Source organism: Serratia sp. Sp408 (assembly GCF_057180665.1).
Genome location: NZ_JBXUFT010000002.1, coordinates 59594 through 78771, shown reverse-complemented (window position 1 = coordinate 78771; position 19178 = coordinate 59594). Strand labels below are relative to the sequence as shown.

At 59.2% G+C, this 19178-nt stretch carries 16 protein-coding genes and 1 pseudogene; 8 read left to right on the top strand and 9 right to left on the bottom strand.

Annotation, left to right across the window (positions count from 1 at the left end; all coding sequences use genetic code 11):
• Positions 1 to 501 precede the first annotated feature (501 nt).
• On the bottom strand, positions 502 to 1413 hold the full coding sequence (locus AC2AXP_RS11170; RefSeq protein WP_198773823.1) for an AraC family transcriptional regulator: 912 nt from the start codon (positions 1411 to 1413) through the stop codon (positions 502 to 504).
• 161 nt (positions 1414 to 1574) lie between these two features.
• On the opposite strand from AC2AXP_RS11170, the gene AC2AXP_RS11165 reads away from it, so the two are divergent.
• A complete protein-coding gene (locus AC2AXP_RS11165) occupies positions 1575 to 2408 on the top strand; it encodes an oxidoreductase (RefSeq protein WP_004958418.1) in 834 nt (277 codons plus the stop codon).
• A 75-nt stretch (positions 2409 to 2483) separates the two neighbouring features.
• Here AC2AXP_RS11165 and AC2AXP_RS11160 read toward each other — a convergent pair whose 3' ends face one another.
• Positions 2484 to 2972, bottom strand: coding sequence for an NAD(P)-binding domain-containing protein (locus AC2AXP_RS11160; protein ID WP_004958420.1), 489 nt, complete (start codon positions 2970 to 2972; stop codon positions 2484 to 2486).
• Between the two features lie 168 nt (positions 2973 to 3140).
• Between AC2AXP_RS11160 and AC2AXP_RS11155 the strand changes: the two genes are divergently transcribed.
• From AC2AXP_RS11155 to AC2AXP_RS11145, 3 genes are all read left to right on the top strand, one after another.
• Positions 3141 to 3755, top strand: a complete 615-nt coding sequence (locus AC2AXP_RS11155) for a TetR/AcrR family transcriptional regulator (protein WP_102991040.1) — start codon at positions 3141 to 3143, stop codon at positions 3753 to 3755.
• A 79-nt stretch (positions 3756 to 3834) separates the two neighbouring features.
• Entirely contained in the window at positions 3835 to 4944 is a 1110-nt protein-coding gene (locus AC2AXP_RS11150) for an efflux RND transporter periplasmic adaptor subunit (RefSeq protein ID WP_004958426.1), read from the top strand.
• Positions 4941 to 8018, top strand: a complete 3078-nt coding sequence (locus tag AC2AXP_RS11145) for an efflux RND transporter permease subunit (protein ID WP_273869165.1) — start codon at positions 4941 to 4943, stop codon at positions 8016 to 8018. Before AC2AXP_RS11150 ends, AC2AXP_RS11145 begins: the two co-directional genes overlap by 4 nt.
• 45 nt (positions 8019 to 8063) lie before the next feature.
• On the opposite strand, the gene AC2AXP_RS11140 is transcribed toward AC2AXP_RS11145, so the two are convergent.
• Genes AC2AXP_RS11140 through AC2AXP_RS11130 form a run of 3 tightly spaced genes read right to left on the bottom strand, consistent with a single transcriptional unit; the run spans position 8064 to position 11324 of the window.
• Positions 8064 to 8843 (bottom strand): TIM barrel protein, encoded by a 780-nt coding sequence (locus AC2AXP_RS11140; RefSeq protein ID WP_273869163.1) that lies wholly within the window; start codon positions 8841 to 8843, stop codon positions 8064 to 8066.
• A complete protein-coding gene (locus AC2AXP_RS11135) occupies positions 8843 to 9862 on the bottom strand; it encodes a Gfo/Idh/MocA family oxidoreductase (protein WP_039991713.1) in 1020 nt (339 codons plus the stop codon). The genes AC2AXP_RS11140 and AC2AXP_RS11135 overlap by 1 nt, the downstream gene beginning before the upstream one ends.
• A gap of 13 nt (positions 9863 to 9875) precedes the next feature.
• Complete coding sequence (locus tag AC2AXP_RS11130) at positions 9876 to 11324, bottom strand: sugar porter family MFS transporter (protein ID WP_004958437.1); 1449 nt, start codon at positions 11322 to 11324, stop codon at positions 9876 to 9878.
• Between the two features lie 185 nt (positions 11325 to 11509).
• Between AC2AXP_RS11130 and AC2AXP_RS11125 the strand changes: the two genes are divergently transcribed.
• Positions 11510 to 13471, top strand: a complete 1962-nt coding sequence (locus AC2AXP_RS11125; RefSeq protein WP_484381682.1) for a sigma-54-dependent Fis family transcriptional regulator — start codon at positions 11510 to 11512, stop codon at positions 13469 to 13471.
• Between the two features lie 76 nt (positions 13472 to 13547).
• On the opposite strand, the pseudogene AC2AXP_RS11120 reads toward AC2AXP_RS11125, so the two are convergent.
• Positions 13548 to 14303 (bottom strand): annotated as a pseudogene (locus AC2AXP_RS11120) (NADPH-dependent F420 reductase); the annotation flags it as partial.
• A 94-nt stretch (positions 14304 to 14397) separates the two neighbouring features.
• Here AC2AXP_RS11120 and AC2AXP_RS11115 point away from each other — a divergent pair.
• The gene (locus AC2AXP_RS11115; RefSeq protein WP_449145389.1) at positions 14398 to 14775 is read left to right on the top strand and encodes a winged helix-turn-helix transcriptional regulator; all 378 of its coding nucleotides are present in this window, start codon (positions 14398 to 14400) and stop codon (positions 14773 to 14775) included.
• Between the two features lie 101 nt (positions 14776 to 14876).
• Here the strand turns inward: AC2AXP_RS11115 and AC2AXP_RS11110 are convergent, their stop codons facing one another.
• Entirely contained in the window at positions 14877 to 15557 is a 681-nt protein-coding gene (locus AC2AXP_RS11110) for a cysteine hydrolase family protein (protein ID WP_004958449.1), read from the bottom strand.
• Between the two features lie 152 nt (positions 15558 to 15709).
• Between AC2AXP_RS11110 and AC2AXP_RS11105 the strand changes: the two genes are divergently transcribed.
• On the top strand, positions 15710 to 16672 hold the full coding sequence (locus AC2AXP_RS11105) for a GlxA family transcriptional regulator (protein WP_050763106.1): 963 nt from the start codon (positions 15710 to 15712) through the stop codon (positions 16670 to 16672).
• A 69-nt stretch (positions 16673 to 16741) separates the two neighbouring features.
• On the opposite strand, the gene AC2AXP_RS11100 is transcribed toward AC2AXP_RS11105, so the two are convergent.
• Complete coding sequence (locus tag AC2AXP_RS11100; RefSeq protein ID WP_004958454.1) at positions 16742 to 17437, bottom strand: B3/B4 domain-containing protein; 696 nt, start codon at positions 17435 to 17437, stop codon at positions 16742 to 16744.
• Between the two features lie 43 nt (positions 17438 to 17480).
• Between AC2AXP_RS11100 and AC2AXP_RS11095 the strand changes: the two genes are divergently transcribed.
• Positions 17481 to 18083 (top strand): helix-turn-helix domain-containing protein, encoded by a 603-nt coding sequence (locus AC2AXP_RS11095; protein ID WP_198773790.1) that lies wholly within the window; start codon positions 17481 to 17483, stop codon positions 18081 to 18083.
• 113 nt (positions 18084 to 18196) lie between these two features.
• Here AC2AXP_RS11095 and AC2AXP_RS11090 read toward each other — a convergent pair whose 3' ends face one another.
• Complete coding sequence (locus tag AC2AXP_RS11090) at positions 18197 to 19105, bottom strand: LysR family transcriptional regulator (RefSeq protein ID WP_004958459.1); 909 nt, start codon at positions 19103 to 19105, stop codon at positions 18197 to 18199.
• Between the last annotated feature and the right edge of the window lie 73 nt (positions 19106 to 19178).

Below are 19178 nucleotides of genomic sequence, written 5' to 3'. Positions count from 1 at the left end.
ATTTCACTATAAATGAGGTTTGGTTGCTCGCCAATGAGAGAATGAAATCATTTATAATTATTTGAATATGAATAATTTTAATGTCAAGGCCATCGTCTTCTGGTGGGCGGCATGGCGGCGTCGTCAAGCGGACTTCAGACCCGGTATCGCACTACGCATTAACCAAGTTTACATAAATAGCATCATTGTGTTCACTTTTACGTTGACGCCAGCATGTTTTATAAGCTAGTTTGTTAAACATACTGAAGTGCTTCTTGAGTGTCAAAGCACCTCGTCATAATAAAAGCCATAAAATGATGCTACGCACAGCCACAGCGGCGTACATCGTAATACCATTAGCGACAACACCAGGGAATTCTATCTCGCCCGTCAGGGCTGACATTTCGCTCTGTCACCGCAGCCAGGCATCCTTGCCAGGCGCTGCAGCACTTGGCGTATCGCCATGCCAAAGATAAACAACCCGCATTGTTTCCTCGCCGCTTGCCACAGATACCGCTTTGCCTAGTGTGAAGAAACAAACTCTGCCGCCGCATGCGCCGGCGGAATGGCGAAGTTCTCCCGCATACGTCTGCTCTCTTCTGCCGGTGGAAGGCCAAATAACCGCTTGAATTCACGATTAAATTGCGAGGGGCTTTCATAGCCTACCGCCTGGCTGGCGACCGAAGCGCTTACCCCTTGCCGCACCATCAGCAGCCGCGCCTGATGCAGGCGTATCGACTTCAGGTATTGCATCGGGGCGATATGGGTAATTGCCTTAAAATGGCGGTGAAAGGTGGGGACGCTCATTGCTGCCTCGGCGGCCAGTTGCGGCAGGGTAATCGGGTGCGCATAGGTGGCATGAATACGGCGTAACGCTTTGGCAATTTTGCCGAATTGCCCACGCATCGCCAGCGCCGAACGCATGGCGTTGCCCTGCGCGCCGGTGAGAATGCGAAAATACAGCTCGCGGAGCAGCGCTGGGCCGAGTATTGCCGCGTCAAGCGGGGCGCTCATGGCCTCGAGAAAACGCAGCAGCGAGCCGCGCATTGCCGCATCCATCGGGCTGGACATCATGCTGGCGGGGTTAACTGCGCAGGAGGGCGCGCCCTGTCTGTCAATTTGCAGCATCAGGTCGGCCGCGAGCTGAAAATCCAGATGCAGGTAAATGGCCAGTAATGGCCGTGCCGGCGACGCGTCGGTTTCCATCACAAAGGGTACCGGCACCGAAACGGCAAGATAATGCTGCTGGTCGTAGCAGTAGGTTTGCCCGCCAAAATAGCCTCTTTTGCTGCCCTGACAGACGATGACGATACCCGGATCGTACAGCACCGGCGTGCTTGCCAGTGGCCGATTGGAACGCAGGAAACGCACATCGGGCAGTGGCGTGAGGTTATAACCTTCCTGCGGCGCCAGCGACAGCAGCAGATCCACCATGCGTTGTCGATCGTCAGTCTGGGCAGGCAACGTTGTCGATCTGTGGTTCATAATCCTTACCGTTCGATAGAAATAGGCAATAACTAAAGCAGAATCGGGCTAAAAAAACGCCAATTGAGAGAATAGTATGCACATGCCTCTTAACCAACGGGAGTTTTTTTATGTCTTTAGCCAAAACGATTTTTATCACCGGCGTCAGTAGCGGTTTTGGGCGCGCCCTGGCACAGGCCGCGTTGAGCAGCGGTCACCGGGTCATCGGCACGGTGCGCAGTGCGTCGGCAGTGGCGGCGTTTGAAGCGCTTGGTGCTGGCAAGGCGCTGGCGCGAGTACTGGACGTGACCGACTTTGCGTCAGTCGAGCGGGTCGTCGCCGAGGTAGAAGCCGACATCGGCCCGATTGATGTATTAGTGAATAATGCCGGTTATGGCCACGAAGGGGTGATGGAGGAATCAGCGCTGGACGAACTGAAGCGGCAGTTCGACGTCAACGTGTTCGGTGCGGTGGCGATGATCAAGGCGTTGTTGCCTTATCTGCGCCAGCGTCGTCGTGGACAGATTATCAACATCACCTCGATGGGGGGATTTATTACCCTGCCGGGCATCAGTTATTACTGCGGCAGCAAGTTTGCACTGGAAGGTATTTCCGAGACGCTGAGCAAAGAGCTCAAGCCGTTTGGCATCGCGGTAACTGCCGTAGCCCCTGGCTCTTTCCGCACCGATTGGGCGGGCAGATCGATGGTCAGATCGCCTCGGATCATTGCGGATTATGACGCGCTGTTTGATCCGATCCGCCAGGCGCGACAGCAAAAAAACGGCAGGCAGCTTGGCGATCCGGCCAAGGCAGCACAGGCGATACTGGCCATCATCGACAGCGATGCGCCGCCGGTACACCTGCTATTGGGCAGCGATGCACTCAGCCTGGTGCGCGAAAAGCTGCAAAGCTATGCGACCGAAATCGATGACTGGGAAACGCTGAGCCGTTCAACCGACGGTTAATCGTCATCAATGCCTCGACGGATGCCGTCGCGCATTGATGGCGGCAAGCCGGGATGCTCGCAGGCGTGCGCTGGTTTATGGCGTGGCCTGCCAGCTGATTTCTATCGTATCAACGCCGCCGATCAGCATGGGCATCTCGTTCAACAGTGCAAAAATTTGCTGGATCGGCGTGCCGGGGGCGATGGCAAGTGCGTCAGGCCGTCGGGGGGCAAGCGGCGTTGCCTGTGACATGATGACGCAATGGTCGTGCCTGAATATCTGTCTCAGCACCGCGGCAGGCAGGCCAGCCGTCAGGTAAATAAGCATTTGCGCAGGACGTAACCGAATTTGGCTCGCCAGCTCGGGCAAGGCGTACAGCGGCCAACTGACCAGAAGCAGCTCTGCTTCATCAATAACGGCCTGATTATCCGCCATGGTCCAGCAGGGAAAATCCATCGCCAGCGCGTTAATCCGCTCAGGCTGGCCGGGGGAGAGGAAAACCTGCGCGTCGGGTGCCGCCAGAAATAGCTGACGCACCAGCTGTGCGGTCAGTTCATCTACGCCAAGAATACCGATTTTTTTCATGTGACCCCGGTTAGATGCGCCATTGAACAACAGGTTGCCAAGCGGGGCGCCACGGTAAATTCCCCCGCGACACGGCCAGGCCGCCAACAGGAAACCTCAATTGATTGTGACCAAGTTACACATTGGTCACTCGTTGTCAATCGAAACACGCCGCGTTAAGCTATAGCCATGAATAAAAAAATGAACGCACTTGCTACCCGTGGTCCTTCCGATCACAGCGTACGCGATCAGATCGTGGAAGCCGCTACGGCGTATTTCGGCCACTACGGCTATGAAAAAACCACCGTCTCCGATCTGGCAAAATCCATTGGTTTTTCCAAGGCGTATATCTATAAGTTTTTTGAGTCCAAGCAGGCGATTGGCGAGGTAATCTGCGCTATCCGACTGACCACCATCATGACCGTGGTGGAGGCGGCGATCGCCGATGCGCCCAGCGCCTCGGAGAAGCTGAGACGCCTGTTCCGTACTCTGGCAGAGGCCGGTAGCGAGCTGTTTTTCCATGACCGCAAGCTGTATGACATCGCTGCCGTTGCCGCGCGCGATCAATGGCCTTCGGCCAGGCAGCACCAGGCCCAACTGCTCACGCTGATTGAACAGATCCTGCGTGAAGGCCGTGAGGCCGGAGAATTTGAGCGCAAAACGCCGCTCGACGAAGCCGCCAGCGCCATTTATCTGGTGATGTGTCCTTACATCAATCCCGTACAGCTGCAATATAACCTGGAAACCGCCGGGGAAGCGGCAGTACTGCTGTCCTCGCTGATATTGCGCAGCCTATCGCCGTGATAGGATTTGTGACCATTGACATAATTGGTCACTAGTCGGAGAATGCGAACCCTACACTGTTTATCAAGAAGGGTATTCTATGCTTCGTCTCAGCGCTGTCAGCATCGCCGCCTGCCTGCTGCCGCTTGCCCTGGTGGCGTGCGGTGAGGCTTCGACGGCCGACGATCCGCGTAATCAGCCACCGTTGGTCAGGGTGGCGCGAGTCGCTGATGCGGTTGACGCCACGCGTGCCTTTAGCGGTACCGTGGTGGCGCGTGTTCAGAGCGATCTCGGTTTTCGCGTCGGCGGCAAAATACTGGAGCGTCTGGTCGATGCCGGCCAGAGCGTCAAGAAAGGCCAGCCGTTGATGCGACTGGATCCGACCGATCTGGGGCTGCAAGCCCGGGCGCAGCAACAGGCGGTAGCAGCCGCCAGGGCGCAGGCTCGCCAGACCGCCGCCGACGAGGCACGCTATCGTGGCCTGGTAGCCAGCGGTGCGGTGTCGGCCTCCGCCTACGATCAAATCAAGGCCGCGGCTGAAACCGCACGGGCGCAGCTCAGCGCAGCACAAGCACAGGCGGATGTCGCCATTAACGCTTCCGGCTACGCGGTGTTGCTGGCCGACGCCGACGGGGTGGTGATGGACACCCTGGCGGAGCCAGGACAGGTGGTCTCTGCCGGCCAACCGGTGGTCAGGCTGGCGCGGGCGGGTCAGCGCGAGGCGATCGTTCATCTGCCGGAAACGCTGCGGCCGGCTATCGGCAGTATGGCGATGGCCAGCCTGTATGGCGACCGCGCGGCCGCGGTCCCCGCGCAGCTGCGACTGCTTTCCGATGCCGCCGATCCGTTGACCCGAACCTTCGAAGCGCGCTATGTGCTGGCCGGCACGCTGGCCAGCGCGCCGCTGGGCGCGACCGTCACGCTGAACATCGTCAACGGCAAGGCGGACGCGCCAACGCTGCAGGTGCCGATTGCCGCGCTGTACGATTCTGGCAAAGGTGCAGGGGTATGGATCGTCGCCGGTACGCCGGCGAAGGTCTCCTGGCGCGCGGTTCGGGTGCTGGGTATCAGCGACGACGCGGCGCGGGTGGCGGGCAACCTTACCGTTGGCGAGCAGGTGGTGGCGCTGGGGGCCCATCTGCTGCATGACGGCGAGCCGGTCAGGTTGGCGCAAGCAGGGCGTAACAACGCGCAGGGGAGCCAACCATGAGCGGCGGACGCTTTAACCTTTCGGCGCTGGCGGTACGTGAACGCTCGATCACGCTGTTTTTGATCTTTCTGATCGCCATCGCCGGCACCCTGTCGTTCTTCGAACTGGGACGGGCGGAAGATCCGCCGTTCACCGTCAAGCAACTGACGGTAATCACCGCCTGGCCAGGGGCGACCGCGCAGGAAATGCAGGATCAGGTGGCGGAACCGCTTGAAAAACGCATGCAGGAATTGAAGTGGTACGATCGCACGGAAACCTATACGCGGCCGGGGCTGGCGTTCACCATGGTGTCGCTGGCTGACGGCACGCCACCGGGCGAGGTGCAGGAGCAGTTCTATCAGGCGCGCAAGAAGCTGGACGACGAGGCTGGCAACCTGCCCGCCGGCGTCATCGGACCGATGGTCAACGACGAGTTTTCCGATGTGACGTTTGCGCTGCTGGCGCTGAAGGCCAAAGGGGAACCGCAGCGCCTGCTGGTGCGCGACGCCGAGTCATTGCGCCAGCGCCTGTTGCACCTGCCGGGGGTAAAAAAGGTCAATATCATTGGCGAGCAGGCGGAACGCATCTTCGTGTCATTCTCCCACGATCGGCTTGCCACGCTGGGCGTGTCGCCGCAGGACATTTTTACCGCCCTTAATAGCCAGAACGTACTCACCCCTGCAGGTTCGATCGAAACCCACGGGCCGCAGGTGTTTATCCGGCTGGACGGCGCTTTTGACAGCTTGCAGAAAATCCGCGAGACGCCGATTGTCGTGCAGGGGCGAACGCTGAAACTGTCGGACGTGGCGCAGGTTGAACGCGGTTACGAAGATCCGGCGACCTTTATCATTCGCAATAACGGCGAACAGGCCCTGTTGCTGGGCATCGTCATGCGCGAAGGCTGGAATGGTCTCGATCTGGGCAAGGCGCTGGACGAGGAAACCAGCCGCATCAACGCCGGCATGCCGTTGGGTATGACGCTCAGCAAAGTCACCGATCAGTCGGTGAACATCAGCTCGTCCGTCGACGAGTTTATGGTGAAGTTCTTTGTCGCCTTGCTGGTGGTGATGGTGGTGTGTTTCGTCAGCATGGGTTGGCGAGTCGGCGTGGTGGTGGCCGCTGCGGTGCCGTTGACGCTGGCGGTGGTGTTTGTGGTGATGGCCGCCACCGGTAAAAACTTCGATCGCATTACCCTCGGCTCACTGATCCTGGCGCTGGGGCTGTTGGTGGACGATGCGATCATCGCCATTGAAATGATGGTAGTGAAAATGGAAGAGGGCTTTGATCGCGTCAAGGCCTCGGCCTACGCCTGGAGCCACACTGCGGCGCCCATGCTGTCGGGGACGCTGGTGACGGCCATCGGTTTTATGCCCAACGGTTTCGCGCAGTCCACCGCCGGCGAATACACCAGCAATATGTTCTGGATTGTCGGCATTGCGCTGATTGCCTCCTGGGTGGTGGCGGTGGCCTTTACCCCCTATCTGGGCGTGAAACTGCTGCCGGCAATCAGGCAGGTTGAAGGGGGCCACGCCGCCATCTACAACACCCGCCACTACAACCGTTTTCGTCGGCTGCTGACGCGGATTATCGCTGCCAAATGGCTGGTGGCCGGCGCGGTTATCGCCGCCTTTGTGCTGGCCATATTGGCCATGGGACTGGTCAAGAAGCAGTTTTTCCCCACCTCCGATCGCCCGGAAGTGCTGGTCGAAGTACAAATGCCGTATGGCAGCTCCATTGAGCAGACCAGCAATACCAGCGCCAAAGTCGAAGCCTGGCTGAGAAAGCAGCGTGAAGCGAAGATCGTCACCGCCTATATTGGCCAGGGGGCGCCGCGTTTCTATCTGGCGATGGCGCCGGAACTGCCCGATCCGTCGTTTGCCAAGATTGTGGTGCTGACGGACAGCCAGGAGGCACGCGAGGCTCTCAAGTTCCGCCTGCGGCAAGCGGTGGCGGACGGTTTGGCCCCCGAGGCGCGAGTCAGAGTGACACAGCTGGTATTCGGCCCGTATTCACCTTATCCGGTGGCCTACCGGATTATGGGGTCGGATCCTGCCATGCTGCGTGAGATCGCCGCGCAGGCTCAGGCCATCATGCAGGCCAGTCCGATGATGCGCACCGTCAATACCGACTGGGGCGCACGCGTGCCGACGCTGCATTTTTCTCTGGATCAGGATCGCCTGCAGTCGGTCGGGCTCAGCTCTAACGCGGTGGCGCAGCAGTTGCAGTTCCTGCTGTCCGGCGTGCCGATCACCTCGGTGCGCGAGGACATTCGTGCCGTGCAGGTGGTTGGCCGAGCGGCGGGTGAGATTCGGCTCGATCCGGCAAAAATCGCCGGCTTTACGCTGGTGGGGTCGGCCGGCCAGCGAATTCCGCTGTCGCAGGTGGGCAGCGTCGAGGTACGCATGGAGGATCCGCTGCTGCGACGCCGCGATCGTACGCCAACCATCACGGTGCGCGGGGATATTGCCGAAGGGCTACAACCGCCGGACGTTTCCAGCGCAATCTCGGTGCAGCTACAACCGTTAATCGACACGCTGCCTGAGGGCTACCGCATCGAACAGGCGGGATCGATTGAAGAGTCGGGCAAGGCCAGCAAGGCGATGTTGCCGCTGTTCCCGATCATGATTGCCATGACGCTATTGATCATCATCCTGCAGGTTCGTTCGATGTCGGCGATGATCATGGTGTTCCTGACCGCGCCATTGGGGCTGATCGGCGTGGTGCCAACGCTGCTGTTGTTCAACCAGCCATTTGGTATCAATGCGCTGGTGGGACTGATCGCGCTGTCGGGTATTCTGATGCGCAACACCCTGATCCTGATAGGCCAGATCCATCACAACGAAAAGCAAGGGCTCGATCCGTTCCACGCGGTGGTCGAGGCCACGGTGCAGCGTGCCAGACCGGTATTGCTGACGGCGATGGCGGCCATTCTGGCGTTTATTCCGCTGACCCATTCGGTGTTCTGGGGCACGCTGGCCTACACCCTGATTGGCGGGACCTTCGGCGGCACCATCATGACGCTGGTATTCTTGCCTGCGATGTACGCCATCTGGTTCAGGATCCGCCCTGGCAGCGGCGCGCCGTCAGCCGCATAGGGTAAGGACGCCGTCGGGCTGCGCATCTGCCCGGCGGCGTGGCGCTTATAGGGTGAAGTGGTCGCGGAACTGCTGCAGTGCGGCGGTGCTGTCGCCGCTGGCCCAGCCTTCCATTGCCACAGTGCCCTGATAACCGATCTGCTGTAACGTACGGGCAATGGCGCGATAGTTGATCTCGCCGGTGCCCGGCTGCTGACGCCCTGGCACGTCGGCCACCTGGATCTCACCGATGGCCGGGCCGGCACGGCGGATCAGGGCGATCAGATTGCCTTCGCCGATCTGCGCGTGATACAGATCAAGGTTCATTTTCAGCGCCGGGCTGTTCACCGCTTCGACCAACGCCAGGGTATCGGCGGCCAGGGCGAACGGCGTACCGGGATGGTCGACCGGCAGATTGAGGTTCTCCAGCGTGAACACCCGCCCGGCACGCTCGCCCAACTGCGCTACGCGGCGCAGCGTTGCGGCGGCTTGCAGCCACATCGCCCCACTGACCACCGCCACCGGCTTCACCGGCAGACCCCGCTCGTCCAGTCCGCTGCCGTGCAGATTCAGCGTCGGGCAGTTTAGCCGTTCGGCCACTGCCAGCGAGGCTTCGGCGCTCTGCAACAGCTGCGCGATACCGTCGCTGTCGGTCAGATTGCCGCTCAGGTAGCCGGTCATGGAGGTGAAACGTGCGCCGGTGGCGACCAGGGCGTCAATGTCCTTATTGGCCCAGCCCCAGATTTCGACGCCGAACCCGAGCGCGTGAATACGCTCGACGCGTTCAACCAACGGCAGATCGAGAAACACCATTTCGGCACAAACCGAGAGTTGATAGCCGGCCATCAGCGACCTCCCAGGGCGATCGGGCGGTTCTGCCGTACCGACTCAATGCAGGCCAGCGCGATTTCCAGCGCGTTACGCGCATCTTCGCCGGTGGCACGTGGCGTTTCACCGCTGCGGATGCAGTGGGCAAATTCCGTCATTTCAGCTACATAGGCGTCACGCAGCAGATCGGAATCCAGCCGCGAAGTATCAATGGCGATACCGCCCTGATGGTAGCGTACGCAGTGAGTGGCATTGATATGGCCAGCCTGCAACATGCCTTTGCTGCCAAATACTTCCCCACGTACGTCGTAACCGTAGACAGCCTGGAAACTGGCCTCGGCGGTGGCAATTGCGCCGTTGTCAAAACGCAGGGTGACTACCGAGGTATCCAGCAACCCCTGCTGCTTGAAGTCCGGGCGCACCAGCGCATCAGCCAGCGCGTAGACTTCCACCGGTTTTGCGCCGTGGTTGAAATGCAGCAGCGTATCAAAATCGTGGATCAGGGTTTCCAGAAAAATAGTCCACTGCGGGATCGGCGCCGGATCGCGCAGCGCCGGGTCGCGGGTAATCGAGCGACTCAGCTGCGTGGTGCCGTTTTCACCGGACTTGACCGCCGCAATCGCTGCGGCAAAGCCCGAATCAAAGCGGCGGTTAAAGCCCACCTGTAGCACCACGCCGGCCTGGTTAGCTGCCGCAATCGCGCGATCGGCTTCGTCCAGCGTGACCGCCATCGGTTTTTCACAGAACACATGTTTACCGGCCTGTGCGGCGGCGATCACCCATTCGGCATGAGTGCGTGCCGGGGCGGCAATGGCAACCGCATCGATATCCGGATCGTGCAGCAATGCGTGCAGATCGCCATAGGCCTTGGTAATGCCGAGCCGTTGCGCCAGCGTTTCGGCGGCGCCTGGCTGCGGATCGGCCACCGCGCTCAGCCGGGCTCCCGGCACGCGATAGGCCAGGTTTTCTGCGTGAAAGCTGCCCATGCGACCGGCGCCGATCAGGCCAACGCGTACCGGTTGTGAAGATATAGTCATGCTGCACTCCTTGTTATTTGTGGTTCGCCCATTCAGGCATGGAAGAGGGGTCAACCGGTCGAGGCGCCTCGGGGGCGAAACGACGGGATTTGGATAACATCAGCGGTTCGATGTGTTCGAGCGACACGCCACGGGTTTCCGGCAGGAAGCGCCGCACAAACCAGAACGCGATCAGGCTGCCTGCGGCACACAGCATCAGTGGGAATGCGCCGTTGAAGTGTTCCATCAACACCGCGCTGCGGTTCATCATCGGGAAACTCTGGGTGACGATAAAATTCGCCACATACATCGAAGAAAAGGCAAAGCCCATCGCCACGGCGCGGATGCGGTTGGGGAAGATCTCGGAGATCAGCAGCCAGGCACCGAGGCTCCATGACAGGCCGAAGATCAGCACGAAGGCCACCAGCCCGAGCACCGGCACCAGTCCGTCGATATGTGCGATAAAGGCCCAGGAGGTAAAGATCAGGCTGATGGTGCAACCCAATGCGCCCCAGCGCAGCAGCGGCGTACGGCCGATCCTGTCCACCACGTTGAGGCAGACAGCGACGCCCACCAGCAACGCCAACCCCAGGAAGATGCTCTGGAATAACGAGGCCTGGGTACTGCCGGTGACGTTTTGCAGCAGTGACGGTGCGTAATACAACAGGATATTGATGCCGGAAACCTGCTGCAAAATGGCGATGGCACAGCCAATCAGCAGGATATAGCGGGTACGTGCATCGCGCAGCAGGCCGCGCTGCGCGACCTGAGCATTATGCGGGGAGGCGCTGGCCAGGATTTCTGCCAGCAGCCGGTCGGCATGTTGCGCGTTGGACAGCCGGGTCAGTACCTGCCGCGCCCGTTCGGTTTTGCCCCTTAGCGCCAGCCAGCGCGGCGATTCCGGCATAAACGGCACCAGCAGCAGGAACATCACGCAGGGCACGACTCCCGACGCCAGCATCCACCGCCAGCCGTCGCTGACTATCCACGCATGCGACATGCCGCGGGCAATCAGATAGTTGACGATATACACCGTCAGTTGCCCGCCGACCATCAGCATCTGTTGCAGTCCCAGCATGCGGCCACGCCAGTCTTTCGGCGACACTTCGGCGATATATAACGGCGTGATGGCCGACGCCATGCCCACCGCCAGACCGCCGAGCAGGCGATAGAGAACGAATTCGCCCAGGCTGGTGGCCAACGCCGAGCCGACGGCGGAAATCACGAACATCAGCGCGGTGACGATCAAGGTTGATTTGCGGCCAATCCGATCGGAAATGTAGCCGACGCAGCAGGCGCCAATCACGCAACCCAGAATAACGTTTGAAACGGCCCATCCGCTTTCCCAGGGGGAAAGATTGAGATGTTCCGTTAGCGGATCGATCACCCCGGAGATCACCGAGGCGTCATAACCGAGGATCACCCCACTGAGTGAGGCGATGGTGCAGATAAAAAAGATCAACGGTAAATTGTGTTTACCCATAGTCACTTATTTCCTTTTGGCGCGTTCGGCGTAGGTGTCATGGGTATTGCAAAGGCGGTGCCAACCTCAAAACGTGGCAATCTGTGAGGTGCTGCACAGATATACATCACAATCTGGCAACAAAATTTACATGCCAATCTTACATGTAAATAAAATGAACATTCCATACAAAGCCGGAGTGCCAGATGCGAGTCCTCGATCGTTTACCGTTCAAAGATGAAAGTGATCCCATATTCAGCCTGCCGGACGGCGCAGAAGTGGCTGAATGGGACAGCCTGCTGTGGCAGGGCTGGCAGCGTTTTTTAGCCGGCGAAAGCTCTCACTGGATACGGCACAGCATCTGGCAGTCCTGGCAACGATCGCAGCAGCGGGCGATCGATCCGCTGTCGTTTGTCTATGTCGCGCCAGCCGCTGACGAGCTGGCGGCGATCCTTGAACGCAATGCCGATCTGATCCAGGTGGCGCGCAGCATTATGGAAAACCTGCTGGCCTATAATCCGGATGGTCATATCAACCTGACCGACGCGCAGGGGGTGACGCTGCATTATTGCGGGGCGGATATGACGCCGGTCGGCAGTATCCTGCGCGAGGAGGTACTCGGCACCAACTGCACCGCGCGCTGCCTGATTGAACAGCGGCTGGTGTATGTGCTGAGCGGTGAAAACTGGAAGTTCGATCTGCGTAAGCGCAACCGGCAGTGCGCCGCCGCGCCGGTACGCGATGCCGGCGGCAGCCTGATTGGCGTGCTCACCCTGACGGCGACGCCGGACAATTTCAACGCCCATACCCTGGGGACGGTGCAGGCCGCGGCGGAGGCGGTAGGCCAGCAACTGATGTTGCGGCGCCTGCTGGCCGAACAGCAATCGATCCTCGAAACGCTCAATGAAGGGGTGATCGTCTGCGATCGTCACGGGCGGATCAAAACCCTCAACCGTTACGCGCGACAGATCTTCAGCGGTATCGATCCCGAGGGCGGATCGATCGATGCGTTGTTGCAACCGCAGCAAGGATCGTTGCTGACGTTGCCGTTTTGCAATGACCGCGAGTTGCAGTTCATGCCCGACGGCGAGCGGCCGCTTTCCTGTCTGATTTCACTGATGCCGGCGCCGGACGGCGGGCGGGTGCTTTCATTGCGTGAGAATCAGCGCATCCGCGCCATTACCCGCCGGGTGATGGGGGTGAGCGCCCGTTACACTTTTGAGATGATTCGTGGCAATGCGCAGTGCGTACAGCAAGTGATCCAGCAGGCGCGCGCCGGCAGTCGCAGCGACAGCACCATATTGCTGAGCGGTGAAAGCGGTACCGGCAAGGAACTGTTTGCTCAGGCGATCCACAATGCCAGCCCGCGTCGGCAAGAACCCTTTATTGCGCTTAACTGCGGCGCATTGCCGCGCGATCTGGTACAGAGCGAACTGTTTGGCTACGTCGACGGCGCCTTTACCGGGTCAAGGCGCGGCGGTTCCGCCGGCAAGTTCGAACTGGCCGATGGCGGCACGCTGTTTCTGGACGAAATTGGCGAAATGCCGCTGGAAGCACAAACCAGCCTGCTGCGCGTGTTGCAGGAGAGCGAGGTGCTGCGCATTGGCGCAGCGCATCCGTTGAGGGTAGACGTGCGCATCATCGCCGCCACCCACTGCGACTTGCTGAGCGCGGTCGCCAAAGGGGCATTTCGCCGCGATCTCTACTACCGCCTGAACGTGATTTCGCTGGAAATCCCGCCGCTGCGCGCACGCCGCGAGGATATTCCCGAGCTGGTCAATACCTTCATACAGGCGCTGTGCACCCGGTTAAAACGCATTCCGCCACGGGTAACGCCGGCGGCAATGCGCTGTTTGCAGGACTGGCATTGGCCGGGCAACGTGCGCGAGCTGGAAAACCTGGTAGAACGCACGCTGAACCTGTGCGAAGGGGTGGAGATAGACTGCCGCGATCTGCCTGACGATATGGCGCAGGCGTCTGTGACGCCAACGCTATCAGGCGCGCGGCCTTCGTTGCAGGAAAGTGAACGCCAGCATGTGCTGCAGGTGGTGGCCGAGCAGAACGGCAACCTGCGCCAGTCCGCGCAACTGCTGGGTATTTCGCGCACCGCGCTGTACAACAAACTCCGCCAATGGCAGGTGGATGTGGCCGCCTTCAGGCGGCGCTGAACGGCATCATGCAGCGGGCAGGCCGCGATAAATCTGCCTGCCGGCAGCCGCCATTGGCAGGTTGCGCGTGATATTTTTATTCAGTTGGCCAGTTAACCTTGCGGTTAAGCGCAACGATCTCCTGATGCGAAGGCGTATCGCCCAGCGCAGCAAAATATTCCGGCAACTTGTCGCGCTTGTTCACCGCTTCACCGGGTTTGGCCGCCGCCAGCGCACGCTGCATGGTGGGCGCGTCCCAGTCGCAGCAATAGGCCGGTGTGGATGGCTGCTGTCGCCAGGAGTCGGCCAGCGATCCGCCGTCGACCGGGTCAAAACCGCTCTGATTGACCACCTCCATCACGCGTTGTTTGGCGGCAGCGTCATCGCCGGCAACGGCAATCGCCAGTCGGCCCGGCTCGCCCTGCGGCAGCCCGCGCTCTGCCAGCGAATCGGCCAGTATATTGTTGAATGCCTTGATCACCGGACGGCCAATCTGCTGTGCCACCCACAGGCTTTCGATCTGGCCGGCATCTAATGCGGGAATATGCACATCTCGCAGGTCTGGATAGTAGTTGCTGGTATCGACCACCGGCACATCCGCCGGCAGCGTAGCAAACAGCTCGGCCGGCATCTCGGCCAGCGCCGGCAGCGGCACCGCGAGAATCACCATCTCGCTGCCGTTAATCGCCCCCTTGACGTCAGCGGCGGTGACGCCGATTGACTCGGCGAATTGACGCACGCCGGCGACTCCTCTGGAGTTGGCGACAGACACCCGGTGCCCGGCCTGGCTGAGCTTGCGAGCCAGCAGCCCGCCAATGTTGCCTGTGCCAATAATACCGATATTCATATTCTGCTCCTGATTGTCTCTTGTCTTGCGTTACGCTATCGATTAGCTTACAAAAAAACAAGAACAGACAATTAAGTGTGTTACACACCAGGAGGTAAGTATGGAGCGAGACTGGCGCTGCGACGATCCGCAGCAACGGCTTTTTTGGGCGGCGGCCACCAGCGAAGCGTTGAAGACGCTGGAGGGCAAGTGGAAAATCATCATTATCTGCCAGCTGTTTGCCGCCAGGCAGCCATTGCGCTTTTCCGAGCTTGAACGGCGGGTGGAAGGGGTAAACCAGAAAATGCTGATACAGCAGTTAAAGCAACTCGAACAGGATGGCATCGTGGTGCGCCACGCCTATCCTGAGGTGCCGCCGCGCGTCGAGTATGCGCTGAGCGATATCGGCAAAGCGCTGGGGCCGTCGCTCGAAGCGCTGATTGACTGGGCCTTTTTACGGCGCGCAGCAATGCCTGTCGGCGCTGAGGCTACACAATAAGGGCCGGTTGGTGGCGGTCGATCCCGTGTCCTGATGAACGCACGGCAATGGCCTGTGCCGATTGCCGTGCGGGGCGCTGCGTGGATTGGCGGCCGGTGGGGTTATTCGACCGGTAATGCCAGCACCTGCTGGGTAGTTTTTATCTCGGCAAAAACGTCAGCCACGCCGGCCAGCGCTGCGCGTTGCAGGCTGGCATGATCGACCACCTGATTGTCCCAGGTGGCCAGATCGCGAGTGGCGGTGGCATCCTCGGGAATAATCACCTGATAGCCCAACGGTAACGCATCGCGCGCGGTGGTAGAAACGCACATGTGGGTCATCAGGCCGGTGACGATCAACGTCTTGATGTTTTTGCTTTTTAATTGTCGATCAAGATCGGTGCCGACAAACGAACTTGGGGTGGCTTTGCTAATCACCACATCACCTTTTGACGGCTGCAAATCTGCATGAAACTGCGCAGATTGACTGCCTTCGGCAAACAGCGGCCCATCAGCTGGCCCAATATGGCGCACAAAGAATACCGGCATGTTGTGGCGATGGGCGAATGCCACCAATTTTTGGCTATTCCCCAGCGCCTTGAGGCCGTCCGGGATCGGCATTTTTCCGCTAAAATATTCATTTTGAAAATCAATCACCAGCAAGGCGGTTGTGCCAGCCACCAGGGCTTTGGTCGGCTGAGCGCCGCTCATGGTGCGGATGGTAGGCGCCTGTGTGGCCTCGGCCGTCAGGCTGGCAACGGTCATGGAAAGCGCCAGTGCGCTGTAAGCGAGCAGTTTTTTCATGGTAAATATTCCTTTATCGGCTTGGCACGGTGGGACGGATTCCCGCGGTGTGGAGCAATTTTGCCGCTTTACCGATCGCGGCAATAGCTATCGGCGTGACCAAAAACGATACTATTAGGCCAAATTGCATCGAGGTTTATACAGGTGGGGTAATGGCAGTCATCAAAGTCGGTGTTGTTGTTTTTCACGATATCATTCCCTTTCACCTTTCCGTGCCCTGTGCGGTGTTCGAACACGCGCTCGACGCGCAGGGCAGGCCGGCGTATCAGCTGATGGTATGCGCTACGGAACCGGGACCGTTGCGTACCAACGCCGGATTTTCGATCATTGCCGAGCGCACGCTGTCGGCGCTAGAGCAGGTGGATATGGTGATTATCCCCAGTTGGAACGATCCGGCGCTGATGCCGTCGGCGGAACTGGTGGCCGCGCTGCACCGCGCGCATGCGCGTGGCGCCCGGCTGGTCGGGTTGTGCATGGGGGCGTTTGTGCTGGCGGCCAGCGGGTTGCTCGACGGCCGGCCGGCCACCACGCACTGGAACTGGATGAGCGCCTTTTTGCAGCGTTACCCGTCGATCTCGGTCGATCACAACGTGTTGTATATCGATGATGGCGATATCATTACCTCGGCAGGCACTGCCGCCAGTATTGATTGTTGTCTGCACCTGGTGCGCCAGCAATGCGGTGCCGAAGTGGCCAATACGGTGGCTCGGCAACTGGTGGTTCCGCCGCATCGGCAAGGGGGACAGGCGCAGTTTATTGAACAACCGGTGTATAACACCGCCGGCGGCGATCGGTTTATGCAGGCGCTGAGCTGGGCGACGGAAAATTTGCAGCAGCCGCTGACGGTCGGCCTGATCGCCGACAAGGCGTTGATGAGCCGGCGCAGCTTTACCCGGCATTTCCAGCAAACCACCGGTACCACGGTTACCCATTGGCTGCTGAATCAGCGGTTGGCGATGGCGCAGCGATTTTTGGAGAAAACCGACCAGCCGGTTGAACAGGTGGCTCAGGCGGCTGGGTTCAGTTCGGCGCTGTCAATGCGGCGGCATTTTCAACAGCAATTCAGCACGACGCCGTCGCTGTATCGGCGTGAGTTTCGTACCGCAGGGCGTTAATACCCACGGCGAGCGCGGCAAAGCCGTCAGGCAAAAGCGCGGCGGCGGGCTGCACGCCGCGAGCCGGCGTTACGGCAGTTCGGCACCGATCAGATTGCTGTGCACCGTGGCGCCGGGCATCATCAACGTCAGGCCCCGCGTCAGCTCGTCGCCCGCCGCCAGCAGCGCATCGAGCGGCATGCTTGGCAGGCTTTCCAGAATGAACCACATCTGTGTGGCCTCGGCACCCAGCCGGGTTCTCACCCCTTGTCGCCAGTTCCAACGTCGGCAGGTAACCCCGCGATCGTCACGCCAGACGACTTCGCCCGCGTCGGGTGACTCCAGCGCCGGCTGGCCGTCCTTGACGGTATCAAACTGCTCGCTGCCCTCGGCGATGGTCAGTCGTGGCTGGCCGACGTAGGCGGCGATGTTTTCCCCACCGACCGGCACGGCGTAGCGAATGCTGACGGCGTTATACAGATCCACCAGCGGATCGATGCTGGGTAGCTGGCCATCGCGCAGTACCCGTTTATGCAGCGCTTCGGCAGAGCAGGGGGTGCGCTTGGGCTTGGCGCCGAATTTTTTGAATACCTCGGACCAGTCCGCAAGATGCGCCTCAGCCCAGGGAATATCACCGGCCACCACCGATTGGCAGGCTGTGGCCAGCAAGCGATCGGCTACCGCCGGGGCGGTTAATGGAGCGGCTTGCACCACGACGCTCAAGGCTCTGAAGCCGGGGGCGATAGCGAAGATCTCCGGGGCGATTGACGGGGTAACAGCGAACATTACATAATCCTATATTGACCAATTTATCTCATAGTAATGACCGATGACCAAAAAAGTCAATAAAACGACCGAGGCGGGCGCTGACATGCAGCATGTCAGTGAGGCGGTATCCAAAAGCATCAGCGATTATCGCAAGGGGCAAAAACTCTCGCTTGACGAGCTTGCGCGCCGTGCCGGCGTCAGCAAGGGCATGCTGGTGGAAATCGAGAAAGGCTCGGCTAATCCCAGCATCGCCATTCTGTGCAAAATTGCGGCGGCGCTTGGCCTGTCGGTGGCGGATATCGTCAATGTCACCCACGCCCCTGATAGCTGGCTGGTGGACAAACAGGACATCCCGACGCTGTGGCATGGAGAAAAAGGCGGCTCGGCGCGCTTGCTTGCGGGCACCAGCGGGCCAAATATGATTGAGCTCTGGCGCTGGGAAATGTTTCCCGGCGAGGTGTTTAGCTCTCCGGGGCATCCGCAGGGGACGCTGGAACTGCTGCATGTTGAAACCGGCGTGCTGGATCTGGCAACCGAGGCGACCACATTGCGGGTCACTGAAGGCTGTTCGGCAGTAGCCCGCACCGACAGCGCCCATCATTACGCCAACGCGGGAAACAGCCCGCTGGTGTTTACCATGACGGTGGCGGAGTTTCACCGCTAGCCGGCAGGGGAGTCAGGGGGCATCAACCGGCAAGGGGATAGCCATTTACACCGCTGCCTCCGGCTTTAACGGTCAACCTGACGACGGCACGCTGGCTATAATGGCATCGTTACTTACGGTTTTTCGTTAGTCGTGACGATGTGTTTGCTCAGATATTCAATAAATGTTCTGGTTAGCGGATTGACATATCTTGATTTTTTATCGATCGCGTATAAGTAGTGGGAAAACCCGGCATGGTATTCAGGTAGCAGGTGTACTAAATCACCTTTATTAATATATATCGTTGCCAAATAGTCAGGCAGGCAAGATACGCCATTATGATTAAGTAACATGCTTAATAATGTCAGGCTGGAGTTCGAGGTCAGGCAGGAATCGACTGGAACCATGACTTCGCCGTTATGGTCTGCAAACACCCAGTTATCATGATAGGCCATGACCGGATTGGTAATGCAGCGGTGGCGGGTTAAATCCGCCGGCGTTTTTATTGGCGGTTTGCCTGCCAGATAGTGGGGCGAACAACAGTAAATCCAGTTAATCTTGTTCAGTAATACATGATTTTCCGTCTCGGCTAGCTGCCGGGTTATTCTTAGCGCCAGATCGAAAGGGGTTTCTGACAGGTTAATAATATTATCATTCAGCTCAACATGGATTTTTACCTTGGGGAAACGCCGTTGGTAAGCGCTAATGAAGTCAGGCAGGATTTTTGAACCGTATGCCACCGAACAGGACAATCTGAGCTGGCCTTCTGGTTCACTAGGTCGCTGAACCTGAGCAAACATATCTTCGCACTCCTCAATCAGCATGATGGCACGGTTAAATACCGCTTCACCTTGTTCGGTAAGGAAAATATTTCTGGTGGTTCTGGTGATTAATTGCGTCCCCAACTGTTGCTCCAGCTTGGCCAGGCTTTTGCTGACTGCCGAAGGCGAGAGGCCAAGCTCTCTGGCTGCCTTGGCCAGACTTCCAGACTCGATGATGCGGACAAAAATACTCAGCTGACTTAAGGTGCCTGAGTTCAGCATATTACCTCCAGCGTTTCTATTACGGCCAATTATCGATATATTATTCCTGTTGCCATTTCATAATATTATTTTA

Bases quoted from the DNA above. Each gene is read 5' to 3' on its own strand.
- AC2AXP_RS11170 (WP_198773823.1), bottom strand. From the start codon at position 1,413: ATGGTGGATCTGCTGCTGTCGCTGGCGCCGCAGGAAGGTTATAACCTC.
- AC2AXP_RS11165 (WP_004958418.1), top strand. From the start codon at position 1,575: ATGTCTTTAGCCAAAACGATTTTTATCACCGGCGTCAGTAGCGGTTTT.
- AC2AXP_RS11160 (WP_004958420.1), bottom strand. From the start codon at position 2,972: ATGAAAAAAATCGGTATTCTTGGCGTAGATGAACTGACCGCACAGCTG.
- AC2AXP_RS11155 (WP_102991040.1), top strand. From the start codon at position 3,141: ATGAATAAAAAAATGAACGCACTTGCTACCCGTGGTCCTTCCGATCAC.
- AC2AXP_RS11150 (WP_004958426.1), top strand. From the start codon at position 3,835: ATGCTTCGTCTCAGCGCTGTCAGCATCGCCGCCTGCCTGCTGCCGCTT.
- AC2AXP_RS11145 (WP_273869165.1), top strand. From the start codon at position 4,941: ATGAGCGGCGGACGCTTTAACCTTTCGGCGCTGGCGGTACGTGAACGC.
- AC2AXP_RS11140 (WP_273869163.1), bottom strand. From the start codon at position 8,843: ATGGCCGGCTATCAACTCTCGGTTTGTGCCGAAATGGTGTTTCTCGAT.
- AC2AXP_RS11135 (WP_039991713.1), bottom strand. From the start codon at position 9,862: ATGACTATATCTTCACAACCGGTACGCGTTGGCCTGATCGGCGCCGGT.
- AC2AXP_RS11130 (WP_004958437.1), bottom strand. From the start codon at position 11,324: ATGGGTAAACACAATTTACCGTTGATCTTTTTTATCTGCACCATCGCC.
- AC2AXP_RS11125 (WP_484381682.1), top strand. From the start codon at position 11,510: ATGCGAGTCCTCGATCGTTTACCGTTCAAAGATGAAAGTGATCCCATA.
- AC2AXP_RS11115 (WP_449145389.1), top strand. From the start codon at position 14,398: ATGGAGCGAGACTGGCGCTGCGACGATCCGCAGCAACGGCTTTTTTGG.
- AC2AXP_RS11110 (WP_004958449.1), bottom strand. From the start codon at position 15,557: ATGAAAAAACTGCTCGCTTACAGCGCACTGGCGCTTTCCATGACCGTT.
- AC2AXP_RS11105 (WP_050763106.1), top strand. From the start codon at position 15,710: ATGGCAGTCATCAAAGTCGGTGTTGTTGTTTTTCACGATATCATTCCC.
- AC2AXP_RS11100 (WP_004958454.1), bottom strand. From the start codon at position 17,437: ATGTTCGCTGTTACCCCGTCAATCGCCCCGGAGATCTTCGCTATCGCC.
- AC2AXP_RS11095 (WP_198773790.1), top strand. From the start codon at position 17,481: ATGACCAAAAAAGTCAATAAAACGACCGAGGCGGGCGCTGACATGCAG.
- AC2AXP_RS11090 (WP_004958459.1), bottom strand. From the start codon at position 19,105: ATGCTGAACTCAGGCACCTTAAGTCAGCTGAGTATTTTTGTCCGCATC.